A 12356-nucleotide genomic window follows, 5' to 3' on the forward strand; every position below is an offset into this window, starting at 1 on the left:
TGGAATAACGGAGTCTTTCTAAGGACATAGCTCCGTTTTTCAGGATTCTTTTTTATGAGCAGGCAAAGCTGCGCCCTTACTTCCCCTTTGATTCTCACCAATCCCTTTCATATCCTTTGACTGATAAAAATACAATATAAGAAACGCTTTCTCCCATTTCTCCCTAAAACTAGTAAACTATTTTTTATTGTCCATTCAAATTGTTCTCCTGCATAATATAATTAGTCGGATTGTTTTTATTTTTCTCACAAATTCATTAGGAAAACCTTTATAAAGGGGATGAAAAAATGTTTATACATAAAGATATTTCAGTCATTGGGGTGCCAATGGACCTGGGACAAAGACGCCGGGGTGTCGATATGGGTCCAAGTGCCATGAGATACGCAGGCTTACTAGAGCAAATTACAAGTCTAGGATATAACGTGAAGGACTGTGGAGATATCCGAATCGACCGTCCAGAAAAGGAAAAAGATCCTGAAAAGAACCTGAGAAACTTAAAAGAAGTGTTTGCAGCCAGTGAAAAGCTTGAAAAAGAAGTAAATCTTATTGTGCAGGAAGGAAAATTCCCCCTTATTCTAGGAGGCGATCATAGTATAAGCATTGGTTCCATTTCAGGGATTAGCAGGCATTATGAGAACCTTGGTCTGATCTGGTATGATGCCCACGCTGATTTAAATACAGGTGAGACCTCACCATCAGGAAACATTCATGGGATGCCCCTTGCAGTCAATTTGGGACTTGGCGATTCCTCTTTACGCAACATCGGGAATTACTCGCCAAAAGTAAAAGCAGAAAACATCGTGATTATAGGGGCAAGATCAATCGATGAGGGGGAGAAACTATTAATCAAAGAAAAGGGTATTAAAGTATTTACAATGCACGAAGTGGACAGACTTGGAATGCCCAAAGTTATCGAGGAAACCATTCACTATTTATCACAAAGAACAGACGGTGTTCACCTAAGCCTTGACCTGGATGCCCTTGATCCATTGGATGCCCCCGGCGTCGGTACACCGGTCATGGGAGGCCTGACCTACCGGGAAAGTCATCTGGCTCTTGAAATGCTTTCCGAGGCAAAAATAATCACTTCAGCAGAGTTTGTAGAGGTTAATCCTATTCTTGATGATAAAAACAGGACAGCTGATGTAGCGTCTGAACTCGTTGCTTCTCTGCTGGGAAAAAAGCTGGTTCTCACGTGATATAGCAGTTTTAAAAAGCAAAAGCAGCCTGCTGCTCCTGCGATAAGGAGGAATCTATGTGACCACTTCAAAGGGAATCATCGAAACAACAGAAAAAATTGGCGCCAAAAACTACCACCCTCTTCCTATTGTCATAGCCGAAGGGAAGGGTGCCTGGGTGAAAGACCCGGAAGGAAACCGGTATCTTGATATGCTAAGTGCTTATTCAGCCGTTAACCAGGGACACTGTCATCCAAAAATTATCAACGCTCTCAAAACCCAGGCCGATAAGATTACCTTAACCTCTCGTGCTTTCCATAACGACCAGCTCGCTCCTTTCTACAAAAAGGTGGCAGAGTTGACCGGCAAAAATATGGTTCTTCCTATGAACACAGGTGCAGAGGCTGTAGAAACGGCGGTTAAAGCCGCACGTCGCTGGGCCTATGAGGTGAAAGGTGTACCTGATAACCAGGCAGAAATCATTGTGGCGGAGGAGAACTTTCACGGGAGGACAATGACTGCTGTGTCCCTCTCCTCCAATGAAGAATATAAACGAAATTTTGGGCCGATGCTTCCAGGTATTAAGGTGGTTCCATTTGGAGACCTTACGGCTTTGCAAGAAGCTGTCACTGCAAACACGGCTGCTTTTTTGATCGAACCTATACAAGGAGAAGCAGGCATCCAGATCCCTCCTGAAGGATATTTGTCAAAGGCCCTTGAATTTTGCAGGAAGCACAATGTACTTTTTATTGCCGATGAAATTCAGTCTGGTCTCGGCCGTTCTGGTAAACGATTTGCCTGTGATTGGGAAAACGTAACACCTGATATGTATATCTTAGGAAAAGCGTTAGGTGGCGGTGTGTTTCCGATTTCGGTGGTTGCAGCTGACAGAGACATTTTAGGCGTCTTTGAACCCGGCTCCCATGGTTCTACATTTGGAGGCAATCCTCTTGCCTGCGCTGTGTCCATAGCAGCCTTAGAAGTAATTGAAGAGGAAAATCTCATTCAGCGCTCTTTTGAGCTTGGTGAATATGTAAAAGAGAAGCTAAGAAAAATTTCTAACCCGAAAATTAAGGAAGTAAGGGGGAGAGGCCTGTTTATCGGCCTTGAATTGACAGAGCCTGCAAGAAAATATTGCGAGGAATTGAAAGAAGAAGGGATCCTTTGTAAAGAAACTCACGAAAAAGTGATTCGTTTTGCTCCCCCTCTTATCATTGAAAAAAAGGACCTGGACTGGGCGATTGAAAAGATTTATAAGGTTCTTGATAAAAAATAAAACAACAAAGAGACAAAAAGGCTGCTAGACTATGACTTAATAGCAGCCTTTTGGTTTACATAATTTTGGTTGCACAAGTGGTGCAGAAGCCTTTATGACCCTTTTTACTCCAGGATCCTTTGAAACGTCTTGTTACTCCGTCCCACCAAGTGTATCCTATAGATTAATGCCCGCCGTGGCCATGCAGTCCTTCGATTTCCAGTTTTTCATCAATAATACCCTGCGTCTGAAAGGATATATCTTCAAAAGTCCCTAGCACATAACCGTGGTTATAAGGCCCTTCCATAGGATCGTTTTCAAACACAGGCTTTAAGAGAGAAAAATACTCATACATCTCCTCACCTAATTCCCCTTCTTCGAGCCAAATCAGAGGAGTATGTTTCCCCAGGTGGGCAAATGCTGCTCCAGGTATTGCAAGCTCTGGTGTGTTTGTTGAAACAAAGGTAAGCCCGTGTCCTGGTTCATCAATCCCCCAGCCGAATTCATTCTCTTCATCTCTAAACTGAGCAAATTCTACAGACAGCTCTGCGGGAGTCTCCCCTTCCATTCTTTCTACATTTCCATATTCACCAAGCTGGTCAGCAACCTCTTCAGAGATAATGTTTCAGAGCCTAATACATATATGTTAGCTTCCCCTTCTCTTTTTTCCAACGCTTCTATGGTTTCTGACGGAATCTCATTCTCAGCTACATACAACAGGCCTTCTTCCATATGGGCAATCCAGTATCCAGCAATAGAAGTAAGGGTCTGGTCCTCGTCTTCCAATGACCCAATAATAATGTTTTCTGTTATGTTCCCTGTCACTTCTGCATAGGCTTCATCTATTTTCGCTGCAAAAGCTGCGGGAGTTTCTGCTGTGATATGTTCAGTTTCATATCCATTAAGCTGATCTAGAACATTTTCATCCACGTCTCCCATGACAATTACTTCCGTCCCATCCTCATTTCCTTTTGGCTGAAGTCGTTCTATCTCAGCCAACACACTGTCCGAAATGCTGTCTGAACCAGTAAATAAAGCAGGCCCGTCATTAGGGTGATGAACTAGATTTAATCCCGCTAAGGCAACTTGCCAATGATCTTTCGGAACCATTATTACTGTTCCAGGCTGGTTTTCTTCATGAGTAGATGGCCAAATTGTCTGTGAAACCGCAATAGATAAACCCTCTAATTCATTTTCTTCTATTCTTGTTATATTTTTTGTCTGACTTACAAGCAAACCATCCTCGGCTCTTTCGTTAAATGTACCAACCTCTTCCCCTGCCTCTGCTTTAATTTCCTCTGCCGTGCTTTCACTGTGGTGCTCTCCATGTCCTTCACCATGGTCCTCATGACTGCCGTGACCATCTCCAATATGATCTTCATGGAGTTCTTCCATTTCTTCCATATGGTCTTCATGACCACCAGCAGTTTCGTTATCAGTTTGTGGTTCTTCTTCGCTATTACATCCACTAAGTAGCAAAACACCTGATAGCGCACTTATGTAAAGCAGTCTTTTTTTCATTTTTCCAACTCTCCTTTTTTCAGTTTGTTCCTTCTTCCTATACAACCCTGGTCTTCAGCAGGACTGCGAGAATTGCCCTTCCCGCTCCTATCTGCATTTTAGAATGACTGCATTTGTATCATCATAAGATTAAATTATGGTTTTAGTATGTGAAGAACAAAATTTTGAAGAAATAAAGGTATATAAAAAGAGGCAGTTCTCATTTTGAGAACTGCCCCTGTAACGATGTTGACTTATTCCTGAGTAACTCCGTCTACGATAAGAGCCTCCCAGGTTTCACCTCCATCCTGTGTTTGATAGATGGATTCATTTGACGTTGCTATTGAGATTTCTTCCGGGTTTTCTGGATGCACATCAATAAATGTAACAAAATCGTCGTCGTTCAGCCTAAAGTCCATACTCACCCATGTGTGACCAAAATCCTTACTCTTCATTAAGCCCATGCCATTACCCGGCATGTAGGCATACACTTGCTCGGAATTATGGCGGTCGTTGACCGCACCGGAAAATGTCTTATGCTGATGAAGTTTTTCCCAGGAGTTTCCTCCATCAAGAGACTCATAAATCCCTTTCTTTGTCCCTGCTAAAAGATGTTCTGGCTGAAGATAGTGAGAAACAAGAGCGTTTACCTCATACAGATCTTCAGGGAAACCCTCTGTTTGAATGGCCTCCCAGCTCTCTCCACTGTTATCTGTTCTAAAAAATTCTGAGTTTGCCGCATCAATTCCATACATGCGGTTATTTAAACTGTTCGCTTCTAAAAGATGAAAGTCTGCTTCTCCATGAAGAGCTACAGGCTCCCAAGTTCGCCCGCCATCGCTGCTTTTAATGATCCCAAGAGGGTCTTGTAAGTCTGAAGAAGGGGCAGGATGGCCGCTTGAAATCATCGTTTCTTTATTAATAATGGAAAACCCCATTAAATCATGCCGCTCATGTTCTTCTCCTATCCACGTCCATTCACGCTCACGAGACATATGAAGAAGACCACGATGCGTACTGATATAAAGATCACCCGGCTGACTCAAGCTATATGATAATCCATAAATATGTGTCAAAGACTCACCTTTTGTTTCCTCTGCTGACCCACATGCTGTTAAAGCTAATAACAAGATTACTACGATAGGTAAGCTAAAGTTTTTCATTGCTTCCTCCAAATTTCTAACCTTCTTTTGGTAACGTAATTGTAAATGTTGTTCCTTTTCCTTTTGTGCTGCTTATCGAAATTTCCCCACCGTGCAGGTCAACAAGTTTCTTTACTATGGCAAGCCCAAGGCCGCTTCCGCCATTTTCTGAAGATCTGGATTTATCCACTCGGTAAAAACGCTCCCACACATGAGGAAGATCTTCTTCAGGTATGCCTTTCCCTGTATCACTTATAATGAGTGATACCTCTTTGCCTTTCTCATAAAGTAAAAAAGAAATCTTCCCGCCGGCTTCTGTATATCTAAGACTGTTTTCCAGCAAGTTAACAACGATCTGGTGGAATTTTTTTGGGTCAATAGAGACCTTTATGTTTTGATGGTCTGCCTTCAAGGAACACGTGATATCTTTTTCATTGAAGGTCCTCTTATATTGAATCAATAGTTCACTGAGCCAAGGTTTTATCTCGGTCATCTCTTTTTCAATCTCAACCTTTCCTTCTTCCAGGCGCGATAACTGAAAAAGGTCCTGAACCAGTCCTTCCAGCCGGTTAGACTGCTGAGAAATGACTTCGAGGTACTCTCTCCATTCCTTTGAAATCCCCGTCTCATCTTTCATAATAGATGAATAGGCTTTAATATACGTGATGGGCGTCCGCAAATCGTGAGAAATATGTGACAAAAACTCCCGTCTGCTCTGGCTGTAGCGCTGAAGCTGATCAGCCATGCTCTGAATATCATTTTCCAGATCTTTTACTTCTCCCTCACCTTTTGTATCCAAAATCACATTATATTTTCCAGAAGCAATTTGATGTGTCATTTCTCCCATTTCCACCAGTGGCTGAGTCAAACGCTTGGATAGGAACAAAAAAGCGAGAAAACCAAGAATAAACACAAAGAAACACATAACAAGTAGGAGAATCAACAAATTTACTCTTGGCTCATTAAACTCCCCTGTGTCCTGATCAATGAACATATAGCCAAGGACCCCTTCATCATCTGTGACAGGGTACATAGACCAAATATGGGCAATATGTGCCTGCCCCTCCATTTCTACGAGACCTGTCCTTCCTTCGAAGGTACCAGCCTCCATTTCCAGCACATGTTCAGTTACCCACCGGCTGTACTCTTCTCTCAGCTGAGGGGTAATGTTATCTGTTTGAGCCACAGGCTTGAGCTGTTCATCATACAAAATAAAATTAACCTTTTCCTGATTTTCCATTTCTACTATGTGATGAACCGTGGTTTCACTTGGATGATCCAAAAATACATTGCTGTGCGCTGAAAGCCTGTTCTCCACCTCTTGTATGACGTGATTTTTATAAAATGATTCTGATATATAATAAAAAGGAACAGCCATAGCTATGATGGTTACAAGGAGCACACTCATAAAAATAAAAACAATCTTATAGGAAAGCTTCATTTTGTCCGATCCTCTTCAGCTACCTGGTATCCAACGCCCCACACTGTTTTTATGACCGATGTGGAGCAGCCGGCTTTTTTAAGCTTTTCTCGAATATTTTTAACATGAGTATCAATATTTCTAGGCTCACCTTCATAAAAATCCTGCCACTCCAGCTCTACCAGCTGCTCTCTCGTATACACCCTTCCCGGATGCATTGCCATTCTTTTAAGGATGCTGAACTCTTTTGAAGTAAAAGAGATAATTTCATTTTTATAGGCCACCCTCATTTTTTCCACGTTAATAGCCAACCCATGTATGGTAAAAACACCGTTTTCTTGAAGTCTTTTTCCCGTTCGCCTGATTACAGAAGAGACACGGGCCAGAAGCTCCTTTGGCTCAAAGGGTTTCACAATGTAGTCGTCGGCACCAAGATTTAGGCCTTCAACGACGTGATCAGTCTCTCCTAAGGCTGAGATGAGTATAATTGGAATGTCTTTCTTTCTTCTTTCTTTTAAATATGTAATTACCTCTAAGCCGCTCATTCCCGGCATCATAATATCAAGAAGGAGTAAATCGTACTGGTTTGCCTCAATCTTTTCCAAAGCCTTCTCTCCGGACTCCACGCTGTCAGCCTGGAAGGAGGGTGACTGTGACATACAAACGTGAAGAAGCTTTCTCATCTCGCTTTCGTCATCTACAATTAATATTTTGTCCTTCATTTCATTTTCTCCCTTATGTTAGGTCTCACGGCTATGTATAGTATAAAGCCCAGTTATGAAGAAAATATGTACTTGTCATTTTTGAAAGCACAGTATTTTTGTAGAAATAATGAAAGCTCACTCGTTATGAGTGAGCTCCTATCAGGCTTCCTTACGAAAATATCAAGACGCCTGCCACGATAATAATAACTGCTGGCATAATAGCTAAATAAATGAATGACATATTAAACATGCTTTCATGGTGATCGTATTTTTCCTCTTTTTTTCTTGTGAGCCCCAAGGTCACAACAAGGGCGGCAATACAGACTAGTAAGGGAAAGATGATTTGAATAAGCTGCATACTATACTCCTTTTAAACTTATTGTTCCAAAATAGTCCTGTTCATGCAGCTGCAAATGTTTCTTACATATTCTGCAAGGGTTGCTTTTATTGTAGTAAATTAAAATGAAGACTTCAAGATGGAATAGAAAAATCCGGCTCCTCAAAGGAGCCGGACCGGACTGCTGTACGAAAGTTTTTTTAATAAAACCACTGAGAAATAGCGTACATTAGCGGTATGCCGACAATTAAATTAAACGGGAAGGTTATTCCGAGAGCCAGCCCTAAATAAATAGATGGGTTAGCCTTCGGCACAGACGCCCGAAGAGCAGCCGGTGCTGCGATATAGGAAGCAGAAGCGGCTAACACTCCCATCAGGGTTGCTCCTCCTTGAGACAGGCCAACAACGTATCCTGTAACAATACCTAGCACACCGTATACTACAGGAATAACAACTCCCAGTGAGATAAGCTTAATGCCGTGTTCTTTGATGACACTTAATCGCTTTCCGGCAATGAGTCCCATGTTAAGCAAGAAAAGAATCAAGACGCTGTAATACATATCCATAAATAACGGTTGAACAACCGGGATGGCATCCTCCCCTGTTACGAGGCCGACAAGAAGGCTCCCTAACAGAAGCAAAACACTTTTCCCAAAGAAGCTTTCCCGCAAAATGCTTTTATCAATGAGAGGAATTGGCGACTGAGCTACAATTCCAACACCTTGTACAGGCATTTCCTGCTGTTTCTTTTTACTCTGAGCCATCCCAAATAGGATAAGGGCGACTAATATCGCGGGAATTTCCATGACAACAACCATAGCGCTCATAAAGCTTTCGTAGCTGACACCAAAATCTCCTAAGAAAGCAATCGCCGCACCGTAGGTTACAATACTGACAGAACCGTAGGTGGCTGCAAGACCAATCGCATTATGAAGATCCATTTTAAAGAAAACTTTTAGAATCACAAGGGTTAACACAGGAGTTAAAATCCCTAGAAAAAGAGTTCCGGCAAGCGGGGTGATGACTGTTTGAAAGGAGTAATTAGAAAGCTCAATTCCTCCCTTAATCCCAATGGCAATTAATAGATAAATACTTAGTGCTTCACTTAACCCGCTGGGAAACGAAAGATCAGACTTGAATAAGGAAGCCACAATGCCCAGGATAAAAAATAAGATAATTGGCGAAAGCAGGTTTTGTAAGATAATTTCCATCGGTTTCTTCACCCTTTCCATCTATTACATTTTTTTATTCGTAAATTTTTTAGCAGCATTGTTTATATTCAAAGCGGTGTGTCTCGAGCAGTGTCGGTGCAGATGAAGGCAATAAAAAAACCGACACCATGTAAAAAGGATGCATGGGTGGCTGCCCACTTCCTTTTTAGATGAATGTCGGTTTATCATTCACTCGCATTCTCTGCGTTTAAATGATCTCCCATTTTATGAAGGGATCTTCGCTTGAAGATCTGAATGTAGCATAAAAATAATGACACGCTCCCCTTGAGGAATGCTCATGTCAGTATGAAAGCTTTTCACGTTTTCACCCGTTATATCATAGATAATTTGTTTCAGTTGAGCGTTGCCGGTTTCAATCAAGTCAGCTCTGCTCTTCTTAATCGAAAGCATGCCCTGTCTGTCTTTGGCAAGCTCTCGTTCCGCAGGCGCTAAAATCCCGTTAACAACTACGATAATCATATGTCGTACAAGGACTGTTTTTACTTTTACTGATCCCCGTCCTAAGTAGTCTTTTTCCCACTGGGTAAAAGCCTTACTAATTTCGGATTCCAGCATCCCTTTTTTACGAAGCTGCTGAGAAGTCATTGCTTCCTCCACTCGTGTAATATAGCTTAGATAACAAATTTTCAGCATGCCATAAATACCTTTATAACAGACTGCTCATTTGCCCCTTAGCAAGATGGAGCCCCTTAACATCAGAGGTTAAAAGAATTATATTATTAATTATATGTATCTGTCAATTTAAATTTTATACCTTTTTAAAAAAGGGCTGTTCCGCACACTTCAATTTTACCAAAAATATGGAAGAATAGGCCCCGTTTACATATGTCCATTGGTCTGTTGTTATTAACGCTCATCATATGCTTCATGCCTCTTACGAGCGCTAATGTGTTGTATAAATAATAACCCAGGTCCTCCCTGTCAGTCAGTACTTCTTCAAGCACTTACACAGTCCCAACATCAGTGAGTTGGTGAGGGCAGGTGCGTTGGTAAAGTTTAAAAAAGGTTTCAGAGGTACAGTAAAGAAGACAAGCTGGAAGAAGGATGTTATTCGAGATGATAAAGCGTTCCTTTCGTCGTTCCGCTGTGAGAGAGGTTTGCATTAGCTAACAGGCTTTTCATTACTGGCTGGGAAGAAACCAACAAAAATTCCCGTGCCTTTTTATTAGTAATGATGGAGTTTATCAACAGGCTGTAATCTTGTAATGTCTCTTTGTAACAGTCCTTGGAGGTATGCAAACATTGAAAGCACATCCACTTTCCTCTTGCTCTTGTCATTGGAACATAGTCACACTGTGGGCAGCACACTCCTTTAAGGATCTCTTTCTCTCTGATTTCATAACGTTTTAGCACATTTACATGTAATGGACAGTGGTGATCAATGAGGAGGGAAGAAAGTTTGAGAAAGCGTTTAGAATGTATTACTTTATTGGGGAATGCTTTCTCTAGTTTCCTAATTACTTGAGGAAGTTTGGGACTGAGAATTACTTTATTGTAAATATATTGATTATCGGGGGTGGTTTTCAGAAGGGTTCGCGGGGATCCAATAACAACCAGTTCACTTACCGGCATATTCACATAGTTATTGTTCTTCAGCCATTTTTTTAATTGAAGACTTTGCCGTTCGACCTGGATTAGCGGGTCGGGAAATGCTTCTTCCTTTCAAATCCCTGGTACGTATAAGTTGGTTGAATGCTGAATCAAAAAAGAGGGTACCGGTAATGTTTTTCACTTCTAAAATAAGGATAAATCGAGGAGACACTATTAACGTATCTATTTGAAAATGGTGGGAGCCGTCAAAAAGCCTCAGGTCATGAAAAATATGGTACTCTTTTTCCGGCAAAAAGCTTAAAGGATAGTCAATATTTTTTTCACCTTGGTATCCTGCCCTTCTTTTTGCCAAGTCTTCGGTTATTGCTTCTCTTTTTGGGTGATTTTCAGGCAGTCTTCTTAGAAGAGCTTCTAATTGCTGTAAGTAACGGGGGATTAAACGGGGTTTTACGATCATTTCTTGCCTCCTTGCCTAGTGTTGGTCACTTGTTTCTACTTATACGGTGACATTTCCTGCAGTAAAATTGTGAATCTGGTTAAAATTTGATTTTTTGGGTCACTTTTTTGGTTATTTAGGTCATTTTTCAAGATAATTGGGTCAAAAACGAGATAATTGGGTCAAACGACAACTTTCGTCAATTTTCGCCCCCTCCCGACTCTCTGTAACCTCACCAACGCCGATCATGCACAGCCTCATAATTAAGACGACAAAATAAAAAAACCACCCTACATTATGTATGGTGGAGACGGTGGGAGTCGAACCCACGTCCAGAGATATCGGCACTTCAGCTTCTACGAGCGTAGTTACTGTATTATCATTCGCCTGCACTTCAGCCCAGTAACCGGCTTCCGTGAGGCTAGTCTGATTAGTCTCTTCTGCTGACCTCAGACGGTGGCCAGACAGCGTATCCCGCTAATGAGTGAGACCCTCTAAGCATTCCACACGGGAGATGGAATGGAGGATCCGCATGAAGCTACTTACGCAGCTACTGCGAGGTTTTGTTCTGATTTGCCAGTTATTATTGGCGTGGCAGTTTAACGAGGTTGCCGACTCGGCTCGCTACTCAAGCTCGACCTATCCCTGTCGAATCCGTATCGTCCCCATATTTAGAAAGGATGTCTGTACTTAAACAAGATCATCACTTCAAAGGGGGGAATACAGAGTAACATATAAACAATCTATGAAATTGTATTGTTGTTTTCCCTTTGGATATACTATTATAGCAAATACCCAGAGAAATACAACCCCTTTTTTATAAAAATATTGTTTAAAGTAGTGCTGTCCATTTGATGCGACAGCCACTAAAGCAAGGTAACACATTTTCTCTCAACCTTCAAGAGGGCTCTGAGCAGCTGCCCAATATCAGACACTTGCCTCTTTTTCCGCCCTTACCCTTTCCCAGGCGGTTACCTCTTACAACGCAATTTCCTCTTATCGAGCAGACCCCCATTACCAGACAGTACCTTATCTCAACAGGAAACCTTATTCCATCCCTTTCATCTTGCGGCCGATCGCTTTATCCATTTCACGCTTTGCATCCTTTTCTTTTAAGGACTGGCGTTTATCATATTTCTTTTTCCCTTTTGCCAATCCAATTAAAACTTTGGCTACACCATTTTTTATATACATCTTCAAAGGGATAAGGGAATAGCCTTGCTGCTGAGTCTGACCGATCAGCTTTGAGATTTCTTTCTTGTGTAAAAGAAGCTTTCTTGTTCGCAAAGGATCATGGTTATACCGATTTCCCTGCTCGTATGGACTGATGTGAGCGTTGTGCAGGAACACCTCGCCGTTTCGGTCCACCCTTGCGAAACTGTCTTTAATGTTTGCTTTCCCAGCCCTGATTGACTTAATTTCCGTACCTTGAAGAACCATTCCCGCTTCATATGTTTCTTCAATCGTATAATCATGGCGGGCTTTTCGATTTTGAGCAATGGTTTGTCCTTCTGTTTTCTTTGCCATAACGAATGCACCCTTCTCTCCTGTTATCATCTAATCTTACCAAAGGCCGATTCAAAGCGTCAATAAACGGGAAA

General features: G+C 41.8%; 13 protein-coding genes and 1 other RNA gene. 2 read left to right on the plus strand and 12 right to left on the minus strand.

Annotated elements, in window-relative coordinates; all coding sequences use genetic code 11:
- Positions 1-287 precede the first annotated feature (287 nt).
- Positions 288-1199 (plus strand): arginase, encoded by a 912-nt coding sequence (gene rocF / locus CEF17_RS14580; RefSeq protein ID WP_100400167.1) that lies wholly within the window; start codon positions 288-290, stop codon positions 1197-1199.
- A 52-nt stretch (positions 1200-1251) separates the two neighbouring features.
- Complete coding sequence (locus CEF17_RS14585; RefSeq protein WP_269799480.1) at positions 1252-2454, plus strand: ornithine--oxo-acid transaminase; 1203 nt, start codon at positions 1252-1254, stop codon at positions 2452-2454.
- Between the two features lie 163 nt (positions 2455-2617).
- Here CEF17_RS14585 and CEF17_RS20655 read toward each other — a convergent pair whose 3' ends face one another.
- The 12 genes from CEF17_RS20655 to smpB all read right to left on the minus strand — a co-directional run bounded on the left by CEF17_RS20655 (position 2618) and on the right by smpB (position 12282).
- Positions 2618-3001: a hypothetical protein gene (locus CEF17_RS20655; RefSeq protein WP_232725519.1), complete on the minus strand. Its 384-nt coding sequence runs from the start codon at positions 2999-3001 to the stop codon at positions 2618-2620.
- Positions 3002-3006: 5 nt separating this feature from the next.
- The gene (locus CEF17_RS14590; RefSeq protein WP_232725520.1) at positions 3007-3954 is read right to left on the minus strand and encodes a hypothetical protein; all 948 of its coding nucleotides are present in this window, start codon (positions 3952-3954) and stop codon (positions 3007-3009) included.
- A 233-nt stretch (positions 3955-4187) separates the two neighbouring features.
- Positions 4188-5096, minus strand: coding sequence for a F510_1955 family glycosylhydrolase (locus CEF17_RS14595; RefSeq protein WP_100400169.1), 909 nt, complete (start codon positions 5094-5096; stop codon positions 4188-4190).
- 16 nt (positions 5097-5112) lie between these two features.
- Positions 5113-6516: a HAMP domain-containing sensor histidine kinase gene (locus CEF17_RS14600; protein ID WP_100400170.1), complete on the minus strand. Its 1404-nt coding sequence runs from the start codon at positions 6514-6516 to the stop codon at positions 5113-5115.
- The gene (locus CEF17_RS14605) at positions 6513-7217 is read right to left on the minus strand and encodes a response regulator transcription factor (protein WP_100400171.1); all 705 of its coding nucleotides are present in this window, start codon (positions 7215-7217) and stop codon (positions 6513-6515) included. The genes CEF17_RS14600 and CEF17_RS14605 overlap by 4 nt, the downstream gene beginning before the upstream one ends.
- 151 nt (positions 7218-7368) lie before the next feature.
- On the minus strand, positions 7369-7557 hold the full coding sequence (locus CEF17_RS14610; RefSeq protein ID WP_100400172.1) for a BshB3 potential contributor to bacillithiol synthesis: 189 nt from the start codon (positions 7555-7557) through the stop codon (positions 7369-7371).
- Between the two features lie 179 nt (positions 7558-7736).
- Positions 7737-8747, minus strand: coding sequence for a sodium-dependent bicarbonate transport family permease (locus CEF17_RS14615; protein WP_100400173.1), 1011 nt, complete (start codon positions 8745-8747; stop codon positions 7737-7739).
- A gap of 225 nt (positions 8748-8972) precedes the next feature.
- Positions 8973-9353: a Na-translocating system protein MpsC family protein gene (locus CEF17_RS14620; protein ID WP_100400174.1), complete on the minus strand. Its 381-nt coding sequence runs from the start codon at positions 9351-9353 to the stop codon at positions 8973-8975.
- A gap of 462 nt (positions 9354-9815) precedes the next feature.
- Positions 9816-10007, minus strand: a complete 192-nt coding sequence (locus CEF17_RS20660; RefSeq protein ID WP_232725521.1) for a hypothetical protein — start codon at positions 10005-10007, stop codon at positions 9816-9818.
- A gap of 343 nt (positions 10008-10350) precedes the next feature.
- Positions 10351-10776: a nuclease-related domain-containing protein gene (locus tag CEF17_RS20665; protein WP_100400176.1), complete on the minus strand. Its 426-nt coding sequence runs from the start codon at positions 10774-10776 to the stop codon at positions 10351-10353.
- Between the two features lie 281 nt (positions 10777-11057).
- Positions 11058-11422: a transfer-messenger RNA gene (gene ssrA, locus CEF17_RS14635) on the minus strand.
- 380 nt (positions 11423-11802) lie between these two features.
- On the minus strand, positions 11803-12282 hold the full coding sequence (gene smpB / locus CEF17_RS14640; RefSeq protein ID WP_054636845.1) for an SsrA-binding protein SmpB: 480 nt from the start codon (positions 12280-12282) through the stop codon (positions 11803-11805).
- Positions 12283-12356: the final 74 nt, after the last annotated feature.

The sequence above is a fragment of the Bacillus sp. FJAT-44742 genome (genome assembly GCF_002797315.1).
Classification (GTDB): domain Bacteria; phylum Bacillota; class Bacilli; order Bacillales; family Marinococcaceae; genus Thalassorhabdus; species Thalassorhabdus alkalitolerans.

Excerpts from the sequence above, each read along its gene's own strand:
- CEF17_RS14620 (WP_100400174.1), bottom strand. The coding sequence starts at position 9,353 with ATGACTTCTCAGCAGCTTCGTAAAAAAGGGATGCTGGAATCCGAAATT.
- CEF17_RS14615 (WP_100400173.1), bottom strand. The coding sequence starts at position 8,747 with ATGGAAATTATCTTACAAAACCTGCTTTCGCCAATTATCTTATTTTTT.
- rocF (WP_100400167.1), top strand. The coding sequence starts at position 288 with ATGTTTATACATAAAGATATTTCAGTCATTGGGGTGCCAATGGACCTG.
- CEF17_RS14610 (WP_100400172.1), bottom strand. The coding sequence starts at position 7,557 with ATGCAGCTTATTCAAATCATCTTTCCCTTACTAGTCTGTATTGCCGCC.
- smpB (WP_054636845.1), bottom strand. The coding sequence starts at position 12,282 with ATGGCAAAGAAAACAGAAGGACAAACCATTGCTCAAAATCGAAAAGCC.
- CEF17_RS20655 (WP_232725519.1), bottom strand. The coding sequence starts at position 3,001 with ATGGAAGGGGAGACTCCCGCAGAGCTGTCTGTAGAATTTGCTCAGTTT.
- CEF17_RS14600 (WP_100400170.1), bottom strand. The coding sequence starts at position 6,516 with ATGAAGCTTTCCTATAAGATTGTTTTTATTTTTATGAGTGTGCTCCTT.
- CEF17_RS20665 (WP_100400176.1), bottom strand. The coding sequence starts at position 10,776 with ATGATCGTAAAACCCCGTTTAATCCCCCGTTACTTACAGCAATTAGAA.
- CEF17_RS14590 (WP_232725520.1), bottom strand. The coding sequence starts at position 3,954 with ATGAAAAAAAGACTGCTTTACATAAGTGCGCTATCAGGTGTTTTGCTA.
- CEF17_RS14605 (WP_100400171.1), bottom strand. The coding sequence starts at position 7,217 with ATGAAGGACAAAATATTAATTGTAGATGACGAAAGCGAGATGAGAAAG.
- CEF17_RS14595 (WP_100400169.1), bottom strand. The coding sequence starts at position 5,096 with ATGAAAAACTTTAGCTTACCTATCGTAGTAATCTTGTTATTAGCTTTA.